Origin of the sequence: Borreliella afzelii, assembly GCF_014202295.1 — a bacterium.
Taxonomy (GTDB): domain Bacteria; phylum Spirochaetota; class Spirochaetia; order Borreliales; family Borreliaceae; genus Borreliella; species Borreliella afzelii.
This window is the reverse complement of record NZ_JACHGM010000002.1, coordinates 68240-89783: the sequence shown is the minus strand read 5'-3', so window position 1 is coordinate 89783 and position 21544 is coordinate 68240. Positions and strand designations below refer to the sequence as shown.

At 26.4% G+C, this 21544-nt stretch carries 20 protein-coding genes; 5 read left to right on the top strand and 15 right to left on the bottom strand.

The features are described from left to right. Positions 1-4: 4 nt before the first annotated feature. Genes HNP63_RS02600 through HNP63_RS02570 form a run of 7 tightly spaced genes read right to left on the bottom strand, consistent with a single transcriptional unit; the run spans position 5 to position 7954 of the window. Positions 5-814, bottom strand: coding sequence for a hypothetical protein (locus HNP63_RS02600; RefSeq protein WP_073999152.1), 810 nt, complete (start codon positions 812-814; stop codon positions 5-7). Beyond that, positions 807-2264 (bottom strand): Asp-tRNA(Asn)/Glu-tRNA(Gln) amidotransferase subunit GatB, encoded by a 1458-nt coding sequence (gene gatB / locus HNP63_RS02595; RefSeq protein ID WP_183227151.1) that lies wholly within the window; start codon positions 2262-2264, stop codon positions 807-809. The genes HNP63_RS02600 and gatB overlap by 8 nt, the downstream gene beginning before the upstream one ends. Continuing rightward, positions 2254-3699: an Asp-tRNA(Asn)/Glu-tRNA(Gln) amidotransferase subunit GatA gene (gene gatA, locus HNP63_RS02590; RefSeq protein WP_183227149.1), complete on the bottom strand. Its 1446-nt coding sequence runs from the start codon at positions 3697-3699 to the stop codon at positions 2254-2256. The genes gatB and gatA overlap by 11 nt, the downstream gene beginning before the upstream one ends. Before the next feature lie 10 nt (positions 3700-3709). After that, positions 3710-3985 carry an Asp-tRNA(Asn)/Glu-tRNA(Gln) amidotransferase subunit GatC gene (gene gatC, locus HNP63_RS02585; protein WP_048830568.1) on the bottom strand — a complete coding sequence of 92 codons (276 nt, stop codon included), beginning with the start codon at positions 3983-3985 and terminating at the stop codon, positions 3710-3712. A gap of 9 nt (positions 3986-3994) precedes the next feature. Then, a complete protein-coding gene (locus HNP63_RS02580) occupies positions 3995-6091 on the bottom strand; it encodes an ATP-dependent helicase (RefSeq protein WP_183227147.1) in 2097 nt (698 codons plus the stop codon). A 2-nt stretch (positions 6092-6093) separates the two neighbouring features. Next, positions 6094-7293 (bottom strand): BB_0345 family helix-turn-helix protein, encoded by a 1200-nt coding sequence (locus tag HNP63_RS02575; RefSeq protein ID WP_183227145.1) that lies wholly within the window; start codon positions 7291-7293, stop codon positions 6094-6096. 10 nt (positions 7294-7303) lie between these two features. Beyond that, the gene (locus tag HNP63_RS02570) at positions 7304-7954 is read right to left on the bottom strand and encodes a LolA family protein (RefSeq protein ID WP_004790402.1); all 651 of its coding nucleotides are present in this window, start codon (positions 7952-7954) and stop codon (positions 7304-7306) included. Between the two features lie 191 nt (positions 7955-8145). On the opposite strand from HNP63_RS02570, the gene HNP63_RS02565 reads away from it, so the two are divergent. The 3 genes from HNP63_RS02565 (at position 8146) to amrB (ending at position 11851) form a co-directional block, all read left to right on the top strand. Continuing rightward, positions 8146-9564 (top strand): NFACT RNA binding domain-containing protein, encoded by a 1419-nt coding sequence (locus HNP63_RS02565; RefSeq protein WP_011600967.1) that lies wholly within the window; start codon positions 8146-8148, stop codon positions 9562-9564. Positions 9565-9659: 95 nt separating this feature from the next. Further along, positions 9660-11093, top strand: a complete 1434-nt coding sequence (gene pyk, locus HNP63_RS02560) for a pyruvate kinase (RefSeq protein WP_183227143.1) — start codon at positions 9660-9662, stop codon at positions 11091-11093. Positions 11094-11110: 17 nt separating this feature from the next. Next, the gene (amrB, locus tag HNP63_RS02555) at positions 11111-11851 is read left to right on the top strand and encodes an AmmeMemoRadiSam system protein B (RefSeq protein WP_183227141.1); all 741 of its coding nucleotides are present in this window, start codon (positions 11111-11113) and stop codon (positions 11849-11851) included. Positions 11852-11869: 18 nt separating this feature from the next. Here the strand turns inward: amrB and rpmB are convergent, their stop codons facing one another. Both rpmB and HNP63_RS02545 read right to left on the bottom strand, forming a co-directional pair. Continuing rightward, on the bottom strand, positions 11870-12148 hold the full coding sequence (gene rpmB / locus HNP63_RS02550) for a 50S ribosomal protein L28 (RefSeq protein ID WP_004790710.1): 279 nt from the start codon (positions 12146-12148) through the stop codon (positions 11870-11872). A 21-nt stretch (positions 12149-12169) separates the two neighbouring features. Further along, entirely contained in the window at positions 12170-13732 is a 1563-nt protein-coding gene (locus tag HNP63_RS02545) for a DUF5312 family protein (protein ID WP_011600969.1), read from the bottom strand. Positions 13733-13841: 109 nt separating this feature from the next. On the opposite strand from HNP63_RS02545, the gene HNP63_RS02540 reads away from it, so the two are divergent. Further along, positions 13842-14975, top strand: coding sequence for a hypothetical protein (locus HNP63_RS02540; RefSeq protein ID WP_183227138.1), 1134 nt, complete (start codon positions 13842-13844; stop codon positions 14973-14975). Here HNP63_RS02540 and HNP63_RS02535 read toward each other — a convergent pair. The 6 genes from HNP63_RS02535 to HNP63_RS02510 are packed head-to-tail and all read right to left on the bottom strand — an operon-like array spanning position 14972 to position 21047. Continuing rightward, positions 14972-16771 (bottom strand): hypothetical protein, encoded by a 1800-nt coding sequence (locus tag HNP63_RS02535; protein WP_183227137.1) that lies wholly within the window; start codon positions 16769-16771, stop codon positions 14972-14974. The genes HNP63_RS02540 and HNP63_RS02535 overlap by 4 nt on opposite strands. A 12-nt stretch (positions 16772-16783) precedes the next feature. Beyond that, on the bottom strand, positions 16784-17734 hold the full coding sequence (locus HNP63_RS02530; RefSeq protein WP_038850816.1) for a hypothetical protein: 951 nt from the start codon (positions 17732-17734) through the stop codon (positions 16784-16786). Positions 17735-17767: 33 nt separating this feature from the next. Further along, positions 17768-18256, bottom strand: a complete 489-nt coding sequence (locus HNP63_RS02525) for a CarD family transcriptional regulator (protein WP_183227135.1) — start codon at positions 18254-18256, stop codon at positions 17768-17770. 39 nt (positions 18257-18295) lie between these two features. Further along, a complete protein-coding gene (locus HNP63_RS02520) occupies positions 18296-18889 on the bottom strand; it encodes a hypothetical protein (protein WP_011600973.1) in 594 nt (197 codons plus the stop codon). After that, on the bottom strand, positions 18882-19613 hold the full coding sequence (locus HNP63_RS02515; protein WP_183227133.1) for a 16S rRNA (uracil(1498)-N(3))-methyltransferase: 732 nt from the start codon (positions 19611-19613) through the stop codon (positions 18882-18884). The genes HNP63_RS02520 and HNP63_RS02515 overlap by 8 nt, the downstream gene beginning before the upstream one ends. Positions 19614-19616: 3 nt before the next feature. After that, positions 19617-21047, bottom strand: coding sequence for a S41 family peptidase (locus HNP63_RS02510; RefSeq protein WP_183227131.1), 1431 nt, complete (start codon positions 21045-21047; stop codon positions 19617-19619). A 64-nt stretch (positions 21048-21111) separates the two neighbouring features. On the opposite strand from HNP63_RS02510, the gene HNP63_RS07015 reads away from it, so the two are divergent. Beyond that, entirely contained in the window at positions 21112-21543 is a 432-nt protein-coding gene (locus HNP63_RS07015) for a hypothetical protein (protein ID WP_014486372.1), read from the top strand. The last annotated feature ends 1 nt before the right edge of the window (position 21544 follow it).

Here is a 21544-nt window from a genome sequence, read left to right as displayed (position 1 = left end):
TGTATTATTTGCAAAGACCACTGTCAAGTCCATCAACAAACTTGTTTTTAAGAGCAAAACAAATTTTTTTAAAATTATCCAGATCTCCTTTAGAAAACTTCAAGGGAACAATAGATGGAATACTAAAATTTGGACTAATTAAATACCCATACTTGAGAAATTCATTAAAAATTTCAGAATGATAATAAGCGTCATAAAGAGGAAACATATACCTATTAGTCACTCTAAACAAAGATGTGGCAAAAGAATTAAAATCAATATTGAGATTTTTTTCATAAAACAAAAGTTTGCTTAATGTATGTCTAGCCAAAGATAAAGTTATAGCATCAAAATTATCTTTAAATTCTATTTTTCTAGAAAGGTTATCTATGATAACAATACTAACAGACATACAATCAGGCAAAGGCATATTAAAAATCATAGGATATTTAATATTTTTAAATCCCACTTTAAACTCATATATTCCTTCTTCTTTTTCCCAAGGCATAAAAACTTTATCTTTACCAGTTAAAGATAATAAAAATTCTTTTGCATCTTGTTCTAGCTTAAAAATATAAACAGACCCGGCCTCTTTAAAAAAAGTAAATACCAAATTTATAAACTGATTTTTAAAAACAGAAGGATAAGGAGATATCAAGCCCCTTGACATAGTTTGCTTAAAAAGGCGATTTAACCCTTGAATTCTATAACCTAAAAAATTTTTTCCACCATTTAAATATAAATCCAAATATCTCTTGCCGTGAATATCATAAAGATAAAAAAATCTGGCCCTCTTAATAACTGGCAAATTGTCTATTAAGGAGAAATCATACATTTGCTAAACTTTGTAAAAGAATTTCATTTGCAAGTATAGGATTAATCTTACCTGAAGATTTCTTCATTATTTGCCCCATCATAAATTTGATAGCATGATCTTTACCCTTTTTGTAAAGTTCAATTGACTTGGGATTTTCATTTAAAACTTCAAGCACAATCTGTTTAATAACAAACTCATCACTTATTTGCTCTAATTGATTTTCACTTATAATAACAGAAGCTGGAACTTTTCTAGCCATCATCTCTGAAAACACTTTTTTTGCCATTTTACCACTTATTTTATCAGCAACAATAAATTCAACAAGCTCTGTAATATGGCTTGGAAGCAAATTAAACTCAAGAACACTAATTCCTTTGTCATTAAGAACGCTTAAAACTTCAGACAATATCCAATTGGCTACTTTTTTAGGATCGCTTGAATTAATAACAGCATCTTCAAAATATCTAAGTAGGTGCTTATCTGATGTTAAAGTAGTAACATCAAAATCACTTAACCCATATTGAGCTTTAAGCCTAACTCTTGCATCAAATGGAAGTTCAATTAACTTTAAATTTTTAATATTATCAATATAAAAATCATCAATCTCTATTAAAGGTAGATCAGGTTCCTGGAAATAACGATAATCAGATACTGTTTCTTTGTTCCTTTGAATCACTGTTATCCCGCTCTTATCATCAAATCCTCTAGTGTGCTTACCACAACTATCAAGTGTTTTCCTAAATTGAATCCACTCCTCTTGTTGCCTTAATTCTTCATATTCAATGGCAGCTTTAATAGATTTAAAAGAGTTTAAATTCTTTATTTCGGCTATAGGAGTTTTATACTCAATACCACTCTCATTAACAATTAAATTAACATTTACGTCACATCTAAAAGAACCATTCTCCATATTGCATTCTGACAAATCAAGATACCTAAAAATTTCTCTTAAAGAACTTAAAAAAGCAACTGCTTCATCCCCATTACCAATATCTGGAGCAGAAACAATCTCAAGCAAAGGAGCACCTGAACGATTAAAATCAATATAACTTTGATTTTCACTATCTAGCAAATGTAGGCTTTTGCCTGAATCTTCTTCCATGTGAATTCTAATAATGTTAATCTTTTTAAACCCAGAAGAGGTTTCAATCAATAAGCTTCCTCCCTCACAAATCGGTTTATCATTTTGCGAGATTTGATATCCTTTTGGCAAATCTGGATAATAATAATGTTTTCTATCAAATTTAACAACGCGCCTAATCTTTGAGTTTGTGGCATGCCCTGCTAAAATTGCACTATTAATAAGCTCTACATTCACACTTGGCAATGAACCTGGCAACCCAAGACAAATTGGACAAATACGAGAGTTAGGAACTCCTCCAAACTCATTCTTACATCCACAAAAAGCCTTTGTTTTTAAACCTAGCTGAATATGAATTTCTAATCCAATAACTAATTTATATTCCATTCAACCCCAATTCCCTAATCACATTTTTTGAAAAACTTAAAAGTTCAAAATCCTTCTTGCTGCGCCCAATAATTTGCATTCCGATCGATAATCCTTCCTTATCCTTAGAATACGGAAGCGAAATAGCAGGAGCCCCAATAAGATTTGCAATCACAGTACAAATATCTGAATAATACATTTTAACAGGATCATCAAAATCTAAACCAACCCTAAAAGGTTTAACAAAACTTGTCGGAGTAATAATAAAATCACAACTTTCAAAAAGCTTGTTAAATTTAGGAATAATCAAGTTTTGAAGAATTTCACAAGCTTTTGCATAATATTTAGAATCATACCCTTCTGACAATAAATAATTTCCAAGAACAATACGTCTTTTAACTTCTTCTGACAAGAAATTACTCCTATGTTTAAAATAAAAATCATTAAGACTTAAATTTTCTGACATTCTCTTGCCATAACAAAGCCCAGTATAACGAGCAAGATTTGAGGATGCTTCAACAGGAGAAATTGTATAATAAATTGATAAAATAAAATTAATCTCTTCTATTGAAACTTCTTTTATATTAACACCTTTTGACAAAAGATCAAATTTAAATTTAGCAAAACTACTTGCAACATTTTTGTCCATTAGATCTTCGCTAAGTTCTTTAATTACAGCTAAATTCTTACCTTGTAACGACTCAATTTTTAAAGGATAAAAATCATCAAAGATGTCTACACTAGTAGAATCCATTTTATCAGCTCCACAAGTATGCTTTAAGATCAAAGCAATATCTTCAATAGAATGAGCAAAAAAGCCTATTTGATCAAAAGACGAAGCATAAGATGCAAGCCCATAGCGAGAAAGACCACCATAAGAAGGCTTGAAGCCTAAAATTCCTGAAAAAGATGCAGGAAGTCTAACAGAACCTCCAGTATCACTGCCAAGCGAAAAAGGCGCTTGAAAAGCTGCAACTACAGCTGCAGAGCCTCCAGAACTGCCACCTATAACATATTCTCTATTTAAAGGATTTAAAGTTGCACCATAATAAGAAAATTCACAAGTAGAACCCATGGCAAATTCATCCATATTGGTTCTGCCAATTAAAATTGCTCCTTTATTCTTAAGTCTTTTGATCACAGTTGCATCATAAGGAGAAATATAGCCTTTTAAAATTTCAGAAGCACAGGTTAAAGATTTATCTTGAATTGAAATATTATCTTTGACAGCAATAAGCATACCAATTAAAGGCAAATCCTCTAATTCACAATTTCTCAAACAATCATCATACCTTTTTGCAATCTCTAAAGAATCATCAAAAAATTCAATGTATCCATTAATATCTTTATTTAATTCATAATTATTTTTATAAGCAAGTAAAATATCATAAATTTGACATTTTTTAGTTAAAACTAATTCTTGAATTTTAGTTAAAGTTAAATTGCTTAAGTCCAAGACATTATCCTTATTCGAATATTTTAGGAGATGAAAAATATCCATCTAAAAACGAATTACTAAGCTTCTTAATTGATTCAATAGAAAGAGAAAATCTTACTTTATCCTCACGCAATGTAGAAATCTTTTTCTTATTAGCATCAAAATTAATTTGAACCTCAAAATTTGAAATTTCATTAACCAATTTAATAACTTTCTCAAATTTTGAAATAAATTTATCTTCACTCCCTTTGCCAAGTCTTACTAAGCTTAATTTTAAACTATTTTCCAAATGTATATCTTGCAAAATAAACCTCTAAACTTTGATAATTTTTTTAATATACTCAGGACTCAAAATAGCCTTCTTACCATTTCTCAAGCTGATTTTAACAAATTGCAAGCTACCTTGATACCAGATATCAACAATCATTCCCCTTTCTTCATTATAAATTATATAATCTCCAATATTAAATCCAATATCCCTTTTATTATCAATAAAAAAATTATTAAAATACTCTTTTAAATACTCAGGAATAAAGACAATGTCATAAAAGTTTTTGTCAATATCTTGAAAAAAAACGGAAAGCGCAGTTCTTTTAAAAGAACCTCTAAAAGCTCGCCTCAAATTTAAGGTAACAATAAGCTCTGATTTAGCTCTTGTAATTGCAACATAAAAAAGCCTTCTCTCCTCCTCAAGTCTATCTTCTGTTAATTCTTCAATTTCAGCTGGCAAAAGACCTTTCTCAAGTCCAGAAATCACAACTCTATCAAATTCAAGTCCCTTGACACCGTGAATTGAAGACAAAAATATATTAGACTTAAAATCTCCAGAAATTAAAGGGGAAAGTGAAGAATTTTCTAAAAAAATAGCAAGACCTTCAAATGTACCTGAATATTCAATTCCGCTATTAATAAGCTCATCAATATTTCTTAATTTTTCGTCCTTATCAAATTTTTTATAATAATCTAAAAGACCAAACTTAATTACAACATCCTCAATAAAAGCAGATAAATTAATATAATTATCTTCAAAAAGTTTTTTACTCAGCTCATCATAAGCATTCACAAACAATAAAAGAGATTCTTTGGCTTTATTTTTAAGCGAACTCAAAACCTTTTTACTCGCACAAAACAAATTAAAATTAACATCATCATCGTTTAAAACACTAATTATTTTGTCTAGAGTAGTTTTTCCAATTCCTCTAGAAGGCTTGTTTACAATTCTCAAAAAAGCTATTTTATCTTTTCTGTTTATAAAAAGCCTAAGCAAACAAATAATATCTTTTATTTCCTCTCTATCATAAAATTTAATTGATCCTAAAACCTTGTATGAGATATTCTTCTTTAAAAAAGATGTTTCAAAATGAAAAGACTGGGAATTAAATCTATAAAGTATTGCTGTCTCAACATCATTGTCAACAAGTAAGTTAGAAAAATATTCAGCTTCATCTGATGTGCTTTGAAAAACTAAAAATTTCATTCTTTTATCATAACTATTTTGAGTTATTATTTGTTTCTCATATCTATTTTTATTTTTTGAAATAACCCCATTTGCAATACTCACTATATTTGAACTTGAACGATAATTTTGCACTAAATAAAATTTAGCAACATTGGCAAAAGTTTTTTCAAATTCAAGAATATTTTCAATTCTAGCTCCTCTAAAAGAATATATGGACTGATCTTCATCTCCTACAACCATAAAATACATACCATCTAAATAAAGTTCTTTTAAAAATAAAAATTGTGAATAATTTGTATCTTGATACTCATCTACAAAAATGACTTTAAATTTAGATTGAACAGATTCTTTTAGAGATTTAGACTGCCTCAGCATTAAAATAGGTTTAATAATAAGATCTGAGAAATCAAAAGCATTGTTCTTGGTTTTTTCTTCCTCATAAATTTTGATATACTCATATTCCTTTTCTGTAAATTCAATAAATTTTCCTAAGAAAAAATTTTCTTTGTCTTTTAAAATCAACCCCGCAATATGTTTTGCCATTTCAAGATTTGAAGCAAGATTAATTTGTTTGACAAATCTAACAACATCATTAGTATCCCAAATTGTAAAATTTGAATCATAATTTTTGTCAAAATCCTTATAGTAACACCTTAAAAGCCAAGCCCCAAAAGAATGAAAAGTTTGAATATGAAGTTTCTTGTCAAATTTTAAAAGATCGTTTATCCTGTCATTCATTTCATTTGCAGCTTTATTGGTAAAAGTTAAAGCTAAAATTTCATTAGGATTTATATTCATATGTTTGATTAAATACACAATTTTTGCAATTATAACCCTTGTTTTACCACTTCCAGGCCCTGCTAAAACAAGCATGGGATTTTTACTTTTATTAAAAACAATTTTTTCTTGAAAAGCATTTAAGCTAGAAAAAAAATTTTTTATTTTATCCATTACTAATAAACTTCAGAAACCTTAAGATCAAACCCTGAAGGTGTCTTTACCCAAAAAAATTGGACAGCAAAAATTTCTTTTCCCTGCTCTTTTAAAAAAGAAGTAATGTCTTTGTCATTGAGAATAATATTAACATCAGAAAGTCTTGAAAAAAATAGTATTAAAGATTTTTCAAAAGCTAAATTAATGGGAATTCCTTTGGATGCAAAAAAAGACTTGCCATGAAGATTGTTTTCATCAGCATATCTAAAAAATGTATCATTTAAAAAATCAATTTTCAAATCAACATTTGAAAGTTTTTGAGAAGAATATAGGGTAAGATAATCACTACTTGGCAATTTTTCAGTTCCCTTAACATCAAACTGCCAATTTAAAATATTAAATCTATTGTCAATATTAGTTTCAGACACATATTTAACATTTAAAGCAAAAGACTCTAAACTTACATGGGCTATTTTCGACTTATCATAATAATAATTCTCATAAATAATTTTGACTCTCAAATTATCATCAAGATTTATCTCTTTAAACTCTCCTAAATTAAAAATATTTTTATTTTTTTTAGACTCATCAACAATAACCAAATCATCACTAATAAACGATGTTCTATATTTTGCGATATTATTACCATATGTTAAAGATAAAAAATCTCCTTCGCTAAGAGAAAGATTCCAAAAATTCTTTTTATCAAAAGACACTTCATGAATATTAGAAATTTTCTTCTCATCCCGGCTAAGCTTAAAAAATTTTTTAAAATAAACTTTCACTTCTCTAAAAGCAATAAACATAAATAATAGCAAAATAACGCTAGCAATTCCTAAAAGGATTTTTAACATACTTAAAGACTCTAAACTAAAAAAAAATATTTTTTTATCTGGGACTTTTTTATCACTTGAAAAGCCTAAATTTGAAATTTTATTTTCAGATCTAATCCCGATATAACTGCTATTAAGTCTATTTTTATAATCTTTAAAAAGTGTCGATATTAATCTAGAATCAATATCTAAATATTCGCTATAAGTCCTTAAAAATCCAACAGCCAAAACTTCATTTGGGAAAATTTCAATATTAGAATCTTCAAGAGCTTTAAGATACTTAACAGAAATTTTAATATCATCAGCTACCATTTCAAGAGTTAAATTTTTATCATTTCTAACTTTTCTCAAATAACTCCCAAATTTAATAAAATCATTTCCTTCCATAGATTAAACCTTAATTTTTTTTAATATCATATAAAAAATTATCTACCTTATTTGAAGATTTTGGAGGATCATAGTTAAATTTACTATCAAGAATTCCAACATTAAACTTTACAGCAATTAAATCAATAACTATTTCGCGCCCACCACTAGTAGGATAAGCAGTAATTCTTCTAATTATTCCATCCGGAGTAAAAGCAATAATAAAAGAATTAATAGTAGCAGCTCCCTTGTAAAGCTTTCTAGAAAAGGTTAATTTAATATATTTTCCAGAATCAGATGAATCAAGAGCTTCTAAATTTGGAGAATTAGTATAAGACACGCTGTACTCACTATTTAAAACTTTCATAAGACCTCCCCCACTGCCACCTTTTATTAATTGTTGATTAAACGAAGTCCCAAGAGATGGAACATAAACTGTCAAAAATTCGCCATCACTTACAAAAACTTGATTATTTGAATTTAGATTAATAATAAACTTGTCTGGAAACTTATAAAGCAAAACACCTGTTTGCTTTAATCCCTTTAAAGTGAAATTAATTGTTGCTTGCATATCCTCTATATTTTGATATTTAGCATAAATCCCTTCAAAGTATTGATTTGCAGATATTTGAGCAAACACAGCAACAGGATACAAAACCAACAAAAGTATTGTTTTTATCATTCTATGAACTCTTATTATTAAGCTTAAGCTATTAACAAAACTACATTTAAACTATTTATTGTCAATAAACTTTATTTCTATAATACTACATATCATGCAAATAAACTATTATTAATAGTAATAGTTTAATACATAAAATAAAAATTTAAAGTTTGGGTATAAACACCTTTAAAGAATTAGGATTTGTAAAAATGTCTTTGAATTACGTTGAAATAAATACTTTGATTAAAGAAATCCCTTTCACAAACTCTTTAATTAAAAAAATAATACAACCGGATTATAAAAGTTTGATTTTAGAGATTTACAATAAAATTGAAAATAAAAAATTAAAAATATTAATCTCTTTAAATCCAAGCACTACTAGATTCCATATAACAAAAAAAAAATTCAAAAAGAATACCTTAAAATTAAGGTTTTCTGAATTCTTAAAATCAAAAATTCAAAATGGAAAAATTATAAAAGCTTTCCAAATGAAAAATGAAAGAATCATTTCTCTTGAGATTTTAAAAAAGGACATAATTATCTTATTTATTAAATTGTGGCCATCTTCTCCAAATATAATAGCTACAAACCAAAACTTTAAAATACTAGATGCTTATTACAGAAGACCAAAAATAAAAGAAACAACGGGTGAAATCTTTTTAAAAGCTAAAGAAATACATGAAAGCAATAAAATGTCTGATAAAAAAATAATGGGCCTAAAAGAAGAATACAATAACGCCAGTCACACATCTTATTCTGAATTTCTTGAAAATTACTACGAATCGCTCAGCAATCAAATTAAAGAAACCAATATAAAAGAATTACTTATTGAAAAATATAAAAAAGAGTTAATTGTTTTAGAAAAAAGAATAGAATCTTTAAAACAACAAATCAAACTAATTGAAAACATTGAAAATGAACGGGAAAAAGGTGAGTTAATTTTATTAAATATTAACAAAATACAAAAAGGACTTAAAGAAATAGACCTCTTAAATTATAAAGAAGAAAAAATAAAAATATCGTTAAATCAATCATTATCACCAAAAGAAAATGCCTTACAATATTTTAAAGCATATAAAAAAGGCAAAAGTTCATTTAATACCATACAAAATCAATTGAAAGATAATCTGGATAAATTCAATCTTATTCAATCAAAAATAACCATGTTAAAGGTCGAAAATTTCATTCCAAAAGAAGAATATAATCAAGAAGAAACTGCCATTAAAAAAAAAGAAAAAACGTCAAAAATAGGATTGCATTTCACCTCTTATGGATTTGAAATTATTATTGGAAGAAACGCAAAAGAAAACGATGAACTTTTAAGACATTGCGTTAAAGGAAATGACTATTGGCTTCATACAAGAGATTATCCTGGAGCTTATGTTTTTATTAAAAGTCAAAAAAATAAAACTCCTTGCCTTGATGTACTTTTAGCTGCTGGTAATTTATGCGTATTTTATACAAAATTAGCAAAAAAATCAGGAAAAGCGGATCTTTACTACACTCAAGTTAAAAATTTAAGAAGAGTTAAAAATGGAAAGCTAGGTCTTGTAATTCCAAAAGCAGAAAAAAATTTACATATTAAGCTAGATGAAAATCTAATAAAAAAAATAAAAAATCAAACCTAAATACTACTTAGCAAAGCAAAGTTTTGAATTTTTAACAAAATATTGTTATTCAAAGACAAAAAGCATAAAATTTATAAGAGTGGAGGAAGAACTTTATGATTTCAAAGTTAACAAAAATTGTAGCAACAATATCTGATCTTAGATGCGAGCCAGAACACATAAAAGATTTATACGATGCGGGGGTAAACGTCATAAGACTAAATACTGCCCATCAATCACACGAAGATACAATAAAAGTAATAGAAAATGTTAGAAAAATTTCAAATAAAATAGCTCTAATGATCGACACAAAAGGACCAGAAGTTAGAACAGCAAATATTGAAAATCCTATTATTGTAAAAACTGGAGATAAAGTAATCATCTCAACTTTGCCTATTAATGAGCCTAACAGCCTTCAAACTAATTATGACGGATTTGTAAAAGAAGTACCCCAAGGATCCAAAGTACTAATTGATGACGGTGAGCTTGAAATGACTGTTGTTTCCAAACTACCCGACCGATTAATTTGTGAAATTAAAAATGATGGTCAAATTAAAAATAAAAAATCAATAAATACTCCTGGTATTTCTCTTAAACTGCAATCAGTAACTGAAAAAGACAGAGGATTTATTGAACTTGCAGCAAAATATAATGTTGATTTTATTGCCCATTCGTTTGTAAGACATTCTAAAGACGTTCAAGATGTTCAAAAAATTTTAAATGCTATTGGAAATCCTGATGTAAAAATTATATCCAAAATTGAAAATCAAGAAGGAATTGACAATATTGAAGAAATTGTAAAAGCATCTTATGGAATAATGGTTGCAAGAGGAGATATGGGAGTTGAAATTCCTGCAGAAGATGTGCCCATTGCTCAACTCAAAATCACACAAACTTGCATAAAGTATGGAATACCTGTGATTACAGCAACTCAAATGCTTCATACAATGATTGAAAATCCAAGACCTACTAGAGCAGAAGTATCTGATATTGCTAACGCTATTTTAAACGGAACAGACGCAATTATGCTATCTGGAGAAACCGCTTACGGGAAATATCCGATTGAAGCTGTAAAAATGATGACAAACATTGCTAAAAAAGTTGAAAAACACAGAAAAAGGACCTTATATAAAGATGAACTTTTCTACGATAAAAGCACTACAAGAAACTATATTATTAAATGTGCAATCGATGCCACAAAGATTATGGATGTAAAAGCAATTATTGTAGATTCTCTAAAAGGCAAAACCGCAAGAATAATGGCAACTTACAGAGCAAGTGTTCCATTATTCATTACAACAAATAGCGAGAGACTGGCAAGAGAATTAACATTATCTTACGGGGTTTATTCTAATCTTGTAGACAATAATTTTAAAAGAACTACCGAATTTGTAGTAACTTCTCTTAAAATATTAAAAGAACAAGGTATTGTTACTGACAAAGACACTGTAATAATTATTTCCGGCAACCCAAATAGAGATATTGACAAAGGAACAGAATTTATGGAAATAAACACAGTAGAAGATGCAATCAAGGGGCGAAATATATAAAACAAGTTAGAAACCCCTTGGTTGAAAACATATTCTATTCAAACAATACAAACAGATTATCATTTAAGTTGAAAGAAAAAAAAACTCACAAAGCCATCTTAACAGGTTATGGAAGCTATGAGTTTTTTTTTAAAAATGAATATTTGTTTAACAAAATAATATCAAATCAAACTAATAATGTATTTATAATCTCTGAAGCTAAAAGCAATTTTTTAATTAATATATCCGATCATCATGTCTGGAGAATTTTTAATAAAAATATTAAAGTAAACCTAAAAATATTAAAATTATTAAAAAATTTAAATTTTATCAATATAGACGATACCCTAATCGAAAATGATCATAAAATTGAAATTACATTGAATTTTATTAGCAATATAAAAAAAAATATAAAAATAATTCCAATAATTTTTGGGAAAACTTGGAATAAACATTTACTAAAATTTTGTGAGTTTTTAGCACCTTTTACAAACAAAGAAGAAAATTCATTTATTTTTCTATCTTACTTTACTTCAAAATCTACAAATATAAAAAAAGCCCTAAAGCTTGAAGAAAATTTAAAGCATATTTTTCTTAAAGAAGAATCACCCAGCCTTAATCTAATACTAGAAAACTATAAATCAAAAAAAATATTTCCAGAAAACATAAATGCGATCATGACTATTTTAAGTCTTTTTAAAAATTTTGAATTTACAGACTCAAAAATAACAACTAATACCCCAGAATACTTGATATCAAGTAGCATTTTAATAACATAAAATTGCTAAAATTAAAATCTATAAAAAATTTTCTATTTTTTTGCAGTTTTTCTTTAAAAAAGCATCAAGTCCTATCTTTGAAATACTTCTTAATGCATTAGCAGAAACCTTAATGTTAATACTTCTTCCAAGATCTGGAATAAAAAATTTTTTATTTATTAAATTAACCTTAAAGGTTCTTTTGGTTTTTACTCCAATATGTTGCCCAGCTCCACCCTTCTTCTTGGCAAGACCCTTTCTTGGAACATTGTTTCCAAACATAGTTTTTTTCCCTGTTATCTCGCACTTTCTAGCCATTTAGACACTCCTTAAAATTATTTATTTTTTCTCCAAATATAAATCCACTAACTTTAAAAATAAATCCAAACTACCTAAAATATTTTTCATTATACCTCCAAAATTTAAATTGTTTCCATAGCTTTTGGCAAGTTCCATATCAAGCTCTTTCCAATTATAAATCAACTCTCTTTCCAAAGATACCTTTGAATAGTCTGAAAGACAATCTTGCAAACGCTGCTCAATAGAATAAATTTTAGAATAATATTCACTTGATATAGTAAAAGCCTTTTTATTAACATCTGCTATTATATTTAACAATAATTTCTCTGAAGATTTATCTCCCACAGAAGCTCTATGTAGCAATGCATTTATTCTATTACCATAGCCGCCTTGCTCTCCTAAATTAGAATCAAAATCAATAAGACTTGTATAAATATTAATCAAAGCATGCATATCATTAGACATTTCCCTTGAAAGCTCTATAAGCTTCCATTGTCCTTTAATAATAAGTAAATTAACAATATCATTAAGATCTTTTTTAACAAATTGAATAGTATATGTTCTCAAATAAACTAAAAGCTCACAATAAATATAGCCTGTGGTACTCACAATTTTAGATATAATCTTTTCATTCATTTTTTCATTATAATTATCCAAATTTAACAAAGATATTCCTGGAAAAAGCTGTTCAGCTAATATTTTAGATTTGCTATTTTTTTGCAAAACTTTAATTTTTTCAATTTCAGTGGCAACATGCTTAGTAAGATCATTAAAAAATATTCTTGCTATTGGATTAGGTTTTTGCCCAATAGAGATAGGAAAATAATCCGGATCTCCACTAACATATCTTATTAGATATAAAATTTCTTTACTCTTATTTATATCTAAAATGGAAGAAATAATCTTAGTCCAGACATTTGATTTAATAGGAAAATCTTCCTTATTTCCATATATTTCTAAAATAATGTCATAAAGATTTTTCCAAATAGAAATATTCTTAACACAAGAGATACATTCTAACAAATCTTTAAGATCATCTATAATAACTCCACAACCTATAGAGCTGAATCTAGGCCTATATACAAAATCATCTTCTGGAAGTAAGTTGTCAAAATTTTTAAGAACCAAATAGTATTGATATAAGACTAAATCAAAAAAATTATGCAAAGCTTCATAAGTTTCATCTATTAATTTAATTTGTTCTTGTGTTATGTTTTTAAACAAATAAGATAAATTATTATGCAATTTTTTAGGAAGATCTGAAGCAAAATTTATGTTATCACTTGCAGAAAAAGAATAAATATAATCTAAAGATTTCTTTTGACTTTCATTTAAATATTTTTCAACAACAAAATGAACAATTTTATTAGAATTTTTATATCTTTGGGCAAATGGCCTTAAGGGAGAAAAAATTTTATAAAAATTATAAAGAAATCTAGAAAATTGAGGTAAAGCCTGGATTTTTGAAGCATTAAAAAAATTACTTACCCTGCTTAAATTAATTTTAACTTCTTTTAGCCTTTTTTGCTTTATTTGTTCAGAAGTAAGTTCTTTATTAATACTAAACATAGAAAGTATAAAATCAAAGAAACCCAAATTCATATCCCCCTAAAAACTTTTCAACTCCCTTGCTCTATTTTCCAATTAAACATGGAAATCAATATTAACTATAAAAATTATACATAATTTATTATAAAATAAAAGAAAAAACTTGAATAATTTTATGAGAATAAAAAATTTAATACTAGCAGCAATTTTAATAATTAGCCCCAGCTGTTCAACAAATAAGAATATAATTGTGTTAACTGATAACAAAACAATACCATTTTATATAAATCAATTTAACATCGAAAATAAACTTAATTTTATAATTAAGTTTAGGAATAACATTGATCTACAAACAATAGAAAAAGAAAATGCGCAAATAATTATTTCTAAAAACATTGGCAATACAAATATTACCAACCATTTTAAATCTATAAAAATCAATTATAATCCAGATTATCCTATCTTAAAACATATTTTCAAACAATTTAACTACAAAATTATTCCATTAAGTTTTGACATTCCTATTTTAATCTATAAAAATACACACCAGATTGAAAAATACATAAACACTAAATATTTAAAAGAAGAATACGAAAATTTCATTAAAGATGGAAAATTCTTTATATCACCCTATATTTCTGAAAATTTATTTTATGTGATCTCTGAAATAAATGATGTGAGATTTTCTTTTGAAAAGAATAAATTAAATTACAATGAAAATAAAATTTTAAAAATGTTAGAATATTTTTCATCATTTTTAAATGAAAAACAAATGGATTTGCAAAAAGATTTTTTTAATAAATATGGCTACCTCAAACTAAACAAAATATTACTTAATAAAAAATCTCCTTTAATAACAGGATTGAGCGATCTAACCTTCTACAATAGCCTAAGCGAACAAGAGAAAGCACAAATAAAATTTTCATACTTAATCAACAATAACAATGAAATTGTTATCTCAAACCCAAATTTTATTGGAATTTTAGAAACATCTATTTTAACTAAAAAATTTGTCAACTGGATTTTAGATAAAAAAATTCAAAAAACCCTAATTGGATTAAACAATCAATCTCAATCAAATATATGTTTTGGATTTGCTAATGGTTTTACTCCCTACAAAAAATTAAATTTAAAAATAAAACACTCAATTGATGGAATATCTCCTTTTATTATTGACGAAACTCAAATCAATAGCTATTCCCATGTATTAAGCAAAAAAACAATTGAAAAAGAAAACTTACTAATAAATGAATGGTTTTTCTCTAGAATTAAGAATCTAAAAAAAAATAAAAATTAAATATGCCTTTCCTTATAATTTAAAATAATTATTTTGAAAATAAGAAAACCTAATAACACAGAAAGGATAGCCAAAGATATGTACACACTATTAAAAACATATATAAGAAGAGAGGTAAAAATAATTAAAAAATAATTTACAAAAAGACAAGCAATCCCAGAGAAGACAGCTATCATTAATGAGACTAAAACAATCATAACCTTAGAATTGAAATTAAATTCTATTTTAGAAAACAAAGAAACAAAAAATGCTCCCATTAAAACTAGCAAAATAGGAGAAATGAGTAAAACTAAAGTTAAGGAAAAAATATTAATTAATTTCAAATTTAATATAGTAACCTTATGAAAAGCGCTTGACAAACTTTGAATTTTTAAAAAAAATCCAACCTCAGTAAAATTTGAAAATAAAGCTAAATTTTCTACATTTTCATTAATCTTGACAACCTCTAAAACGTTTGTATCAAAACTATCCTTAGACACAAAGACTTTGGTAAGAGTAATTTCGCTCTGCTCATTATCTTTGTCTAAAACATTTTGATACACAAAATTACCTCTTAAGGTAGCAAACGGAATTTTAATATGCAAAATAACATTTCCTGTGTTATTAAATCTAATAAGTTCAAAATTTTTTATTATTTTAGAATAATTATTAAGGGTGACAACTTTTTGCATATAAATATAATCATAAAAACCTCTCTTAGAATCTGGTTGCAATAACCATACATCGTTTATTCCGAAATATTCAAAATATTTTTCAATCTCATCAAAAAAAAGATATCTTTTTCTCAGCTTTTCAAGCGATTTATTTTTATAATTCAAAATTTCATTATCACTAGGCAATAGTTTATGAAGTTTTGAAAAACCGTAATAAGCTAATTTAAATTTTTCAGTATTAAGATATAAAAAATTTTTTTGCTTTTCTTCGGAAATCAACTGCATTTTTTCTTTTTCAAAATTCCTGTTTTCATTAATAAACTTTAAAGTCAAATTTAAAAGCGAAACAAAACTATCATCTTTTGTTGCAACATAAGCAATATAAGCAAAATAATTAGCTGTATAATAATCGGCTTGAGAAATAAATTCATTGACAATATTAAAAAAATCTTGCTTTTTAAGGCTTTGTAAAGGATATCGTGAAAAAGTTTTCTTAACCTTTTCTAAATCAACGTCATAGCTTGGAATTTTACTGTATTCAGATTTTACTAAATAATAGTTTGTTAAAAGTTCTTCATTATTTACATAAATAATTCGCATTTTATCATATATTCTAATCAAATTTTCAAGATGTTTTCTCTTTTGCTTCATAGAATCTGACAAATCAGAAGATAAAAAAAATCTATTTGAAGATAAACTTATATCTATATTTTTAATTTTAAGAGATATTTTATTTGCTTCACTTTCAAGAAGATTATATCTATCGTAACTAAACTTATACTCATTTCTCTGGGCAATTATATAAGGCAATATTAAATTAAATATAAAGGTAAAAAAAAGTCCTATAATAAAAAATACTAGCAAAAATGTATAAAGTCTAGAAAATAAATACCCATTATACGATTTTAAATAAATCTTTATTTCTTGCTGAACAAAAAAAGCAAAATAAATGCAAACAATAAAAATAAAAAACCCATAAAAATACTTATAAAAAACCAAAATAGAATCAAAAAAAGCCGCTATTAATCTATGCTTTTCTAAAAAATTTTCTCCAAAAAAATAAGAATAACTAAAGATTAAACTTAGAAAAAAACATAAAAAAACAATAAAGTTGCTCAAAAATGCATATATTTCTCTTTTCATAAACCTTAAGAATTAACTACCCTTATATAAATTATTATCCAAATCTTTGCTGATTTTAATATATTCTGAAACAAAGCCAAATAAATAGGTAGAAAAAAAAGTTAAAACACAAAAAATAAAAGGAATAAAATCAGAAATCATGCTCTTTCCTATTATTACATTGTAAATCTTAGGAAACTCAATTGAATAAACATTATAAATTTTTAAAAAAAGTATAATAAAAATGGGATAAAGAAACATTGCAAAACTATTTGAAAAAATAAGATTAAAAACATAGGAAAACGCAAATAACAATAAAGAAATTCCCAATATATTAAAAATTAAATTTAAATAATTGAGTGAGAATAAAAAATTATTCAAAATTTTTAAATCCCTGAAAAGAAAATCAACAAAATTATTATAAATCTTTTGCTCTAAAAAATTATTCTCAATAAAATTGATCTTACTAGAATTAGAAAGATTTGATTCATAAGAAAAACTTTTATCATTTTTATCATTCTCTGAAACGATTAAAACTCCATTAAAACCATAAAATCTAGGCCTATTGCTAGAAAATATTATTTTGCCATTTAAAAAATGCACAACTTCATCTTTAAGGATAAAACTATTATTCCTATTGCTATCAATATAGTAAGAATGAAAACTGTAGCTAACCAAAAATCCTAAATAAGAAAACAATAATATAAGAATAAAGATAATACAATAAAAATAAAAAGACTCTCTAGATGACTTTAAAACCATTCCATAATAAGGATAAGACATCCTTATAAAAGTAACAACAAGCGACAAAGGAAAAGAATAAATATAAGCATTGTAATAAAGACTATAACTAAAAATAGAAAAATTAAAATACAAAAATTTATATTTTAAATAAAATGTACAAATAAACATTAAAGAAAAAAGGCAAAATATTAAAATAAACCTATAAATTATTAAAAAGATCAATCTTAAAGAATCAAACACAGCAAATCCTCACCCTCAAAAATTGAAAAAATTTTAAGCCTTTTTACTATCGACTAAAATATTTTTAATCTTCTTCTTAGCTTCTTCAAAGCTAATCTGCAAAGCTAAGCTAATCTCGTGCTCCAGTATTAATTCAAAATCATTCAAAATCCTTTTTTCGTAAAAAGGAAGTTCTTTTTGAGTAGATTTTTTATATAAAAATTTATATAACTTTGCTGTATCCAAAATATCACTTTTTTTATAAAATTCATGACCACCATCTTTTATTTTTTTTGAATCTATTTGACCTTCAAACTTTTTAATAACATCAAAAACCTCTTCTACCTTTTCTCTGCTAACTAAAGCCCTAATTCCAAAATCGTCAACTTTAGCAACAGGAACCATAAAAATCATATCATTAAATGGGAAATGTATTTCATAATAATCAATAATCTCGCCATTAAACTCTCTGGTTCTAATATCCTTAATAGTACCTACTCCATGCATTGGATAAACTACTGATTGATTTAGCAGAAATGCCATACTTACCTCATAAACTATAAATAGTTAAATTTAAAAAGATCATAAAAAAACGCTTAAATTGGTCCTAATACTAAATTTATTTTCATAAAATAAATTTTCGAGATATCTATCATTACAAAAGCTTATTATTACACTAGGAGTAAGTTTATTAATATTTGCAAAAAACATTTCTTTATTTCTCTTTACAGCTTTTAAATCATAATAACCAATAAAACTAATTTCTTTATGAGATTCTTTCAATCTTAAAAATTTTTTCTTTGAAATTACTTTATCCTTGTCAATAATATAACATGTTTTATGGGTATTTTCTAGTATTCCCATTAAAATAAGAAGAACTGCATTTGAATCATAACAGTCAATATTAACTCTTTTAAAAATCCTACAAAAAAATCTTACAATCTTAGAATTTAAAAAAACAAGAGAAGAATTTTTAATGCGATTTCTAAACTTTTTAAAAATCAAAACCTTTAGAAAAGCTTTAAACCCAATAAAAATTACTATTGAATGATAGGGATGTCCTGAAAGATAAGCAAATCTACTCATAAGCTTACTGCGACTGTCAAAAACATCTATAGGCACACCTAAAAAATAAAATCTGTCTGGTTTTGAATATATGTCTTTTAAATTAGCCATTACAATCCTCTAACAATACCTTAAAATAAGCAAGTGAATAAATAATAGCCGTATCCGCCCGTAAAACGGGTGTATTAAACCTTACAAAGGTAAAGTCTTTCTCCTTAAAAAAGGTAATTTCTGAATTCGAAAAGCATCCTTCAGGACCTATTATAATTCCAATTTTGCTAAAATTATCAAAACTTTCATTCTTGCTTAAAAGCATTCCACTTTGATGAGCAACATAATATCTAGTAGTACAAAAAGAATAAGGTAAATAAAAAAAATTATTATAAAAATTAATTTTAGGAACAATTTTATTACCGCTTTGCTTCAAGGCCTCATCTATTATTTTTGAAAATCTTAAAGTTTTGGCAGATGTATTGCTTATATCTATTTTAGATACAGAATGATCTGCATTAATAATATTAATTTCTGAAACTCCAATTTCAACAACCTGTCTTAACACCGAATCTATTTTTTTACCCTTTAAACTAGAAATAAAAATACTTATCTCAAAATTACTTTTTTCAATTTTATCTATTTTATTGGTAGCAAACTTAATAAAATTGCTACCAATTTCTACTATTTCTGACGCCCTTAATTCCTTATCTTTTAAAAGAATGTTCAGCTTATCACCCTTTTTAAGTCGTCTTACATTAATAAGATAATGATATATTCTCATATCTTTAACAATAACAAAATCACCTGCTAAACAATTAGCATCCAAAACAATTTGCTTCACAGTTTAATTACCTAATTTAGATAAATATTCACAAGCCGCTTTTAAAGCCTTGTCATAATGTAGATTATAAATTGGCAGTTCTTTATTATTATCTTGATAATAATTAAAAAACACATACTTGCCTAAAAATTCTTTATCAATTTTATATTTTGGATTTTCTTTAACAAGATTTTCAACAAAAAAATCAATCTCTTGTTCAGTAATAGATTTTTTACCCTTCAAAAAGCCTTCTACTAGCTTTTTATCAAAAATTTCTTTATATATTAATGCCTCCTCTTCAGAAAAATCTGAGGATTTTATTTCCAAATCAGGCTCAATCCCAATTTTATGAATACTCTTTCCAGATGGAGTATAATACTTTGAACTTGTAATTTTAAAGCCACCAGTATAAAAAGGAACTACATGCTGAATAAGTCCCTTGCCATAAGACTTTTCGCCTATAATATAGGCTCTTTTATTGTCTTTTAAGGCCCCTACAAAAACCTCTGAGGCTGATGCTGATGATTTATCTATTAAAGCAACAATTTTTATATCTGAGGGTAAAACTTGTTTTGAGCTTGCTTTATAATCAACAGGCTTGCTAGAATTTCTTGACTTTGTAGAAACAATAGTCCCTTTAGATAAAATATCATCCGCCATTTTTATAGCTGCCTGAAAATATCCCCCAGTATTAAGTCTTAAATCTAAAATCAAAGATTTAATATTCCTATTCTTGAGATTATCTAAAGCTTTACTAAAATCTGCAGAAGTGTGCGGATTAAAGCTTACTATTCTTACATAACCAATATCTGGATTAATAACATCATACTTGATTGTTTGTATTTCTATCTTCTCTCTTGTAAGTTCAAAATCCAATGTTAAATTTTTGCCCCTAAGAATAGACACTTTAACTTTTGTACCCTCTTTACCCTTTAAAAGATCAACAACTTGATCTACCTCCATAGAAGAAACGCTCTTGCCATCAACAGCGGTAATACAATCTCCAGATTTAATTCCAGCCTTATAAGCCGGACCTCCTTCAAAAGGCGTAACAATAGAAACGCAAGCGCTATTAGGATCAAGATCTTTTGCCTTGTCTTGCTTATCTTGAGAATGCATTTTTTTTATTATAGAAATTCCAATACCGACATAATCTCCCACTGTTGTTTTCGAAATCTCTTCTAAATCCTTTTTTGTCAAATATTGAGAATAAGGATCATTCAAAGCTTGAAATATTCCTTTTAAAGCACCTTCAAAAATCACTTCATCGCTTACAGGATCAACATAATTTTCTTTTACAAATTCAAAAGCCTGAATCATCATCTGCTCATAACTAGATCTTGATAACTTATTATTATTAGATTCATCAAAAGCAAAAATAGATTCAACAATTACTAGAGAGCTTATACCTAAAGTCAATAAAAAATACACGCCTATTAAAAATTTATTTTTCATTTATTCATTCCTAATGCAAAAATTAAAACTTGATTTTATTTCCATAATATAATATTTTAAAACTATGTTAAACTCACATCCTAAAAAAAAACAAAGCCTTCAAAAAACAAGAGTAAGCCTTGTTATGTTACAAATAATCGAAAGCCTTTTAATTTTAGTCTTATTATACCAAGCCATCAATAGATTGATTTTTATTAATCATTACTCCATAAAGTTTATGCTAACATTTATTTTATACTCACCTGAATTTTTCATGGCCAATTTAACACTCTATTATTTTATTTATGAAAAATTTAAAATTCTTCACAGCATCATAGTAATAACTAAATTATTCCAAATAATATTAACATTGCTATTATTTGTCTTAGGATTTACCTTGAAAATATACGTCTATCAAACCTCTCTGGCTATACTTTTAGGGATTACAGTGGTTTATCTAGCATTTAATGTAACAATTTTATCACTAATTAAAGCAAAAATAAAAACAACGGAGTAAA

What these genes read in the sequence shown, in the direction of transcription:
- HNP63_RS02600 (WP_073999152.1), bottom strand. Translation starts at nt 814, where the DNA reads ATGTATGATTTCTCCTTAATAGACAATTTGCCAGTTATTAAGAGGGCC.
- gatB (WP_183227151.1), bottom strand. Translation starts at nt 2,264, where the DNA reads ATGGAATATAAATTAGTTATTGGATTAGAAATTCATATTCAGCTAGGT.
- HNP63_RS02580 (WP_183227147.1), bottom strand. Translation starts at nt 6,091, where the DNA reads ATGGATAAAATAAAAAATTTTTTTTCTAGCTTAAATGCTTTTCAAGAA.
- HNP63_RS02575 (WP_183227145.1), bottom strand. Translation starts at nt 7,293, where the DNA reads ATGGAAGGAAATGATTTTATTAAATTTGGGAGTTATTTGAGAAAAGTT.
- HNP63_RS02570 (WP_004790402.1), bottom strand. Translation starts at nt 7,954, where the DNA reads ATGATAAAAACAATACTTTTGTTGGTTTTGTATCCTGTTGCTGTGTTT.
- HNP63_RS02565 (WP_011600967.1), top strand. Translation starts at nt 8,146, where the DNA reads ATGTCTTTGAATTACGTTGAAATAAATACTTTGATTAAAGAAATCCCT.
- pyk (WP_183227143.1), top strand. Translation starts at nt 9,660, where the DNA reads ATGATTTCAAAGTTAACAAAAATTGTAGCAACAATATCTGATCTTAGA.
- rpmB (WP_004790710.1), bottom strand. Translation starts at nt 12,148, where the DNA reads ATGGCTAGAAAGTGCGAGATAACAGGGAAAAAAACTATGTTTGGAAAC.
- HNP63_RS02545 (WP_011600969.1), bottom strand. Translation starts at nt 13,732, where the DNA reads ATGAATTTGGGTTTCTTTGATTTTATACTTTCTATGTTTAGTATTAAT.
- HNP63_RS02535 (WP_183227137.1), bottom strand. Translation starts at nt 16,771, where the DNA reads ATGAAAAGAGAAATATATGCATTTTTGAGCAACTTTATTGTTTTTTTA.
- HNP63_RS02525 (WP_183227135.1), bottom strand. Translation starts at nt 18,256, where the DNA reads ATGGCATTTCTGCTAAATCAATCAGTAGTTTATCCAATGCATGGAGTA.
- HNP63_RS02520 (WP_011600973.1), bottom strand. Translation starts at nt 18,889, where the DNA reads ATGGCTAATTTAAAAGACATATATTCAAAACCAGACAGATTTTATTTT.
- HNP63_RS02510 (WP_183227131.1), bottom strand. Translation starts at nt 21,047, where the DNA reads ATGAAAAATAAATTTTTAATAGGCGTGTATTTTTTATTGACTTTAGGT.
- HNP63_RS07015 (WP_014486372.1), top strand. Translation starts at nt 21,112, where the DNA reads ATGTTAAACTCACATCCTAAAAAAAAACAAAGCCTTCAAAAAACAAGA.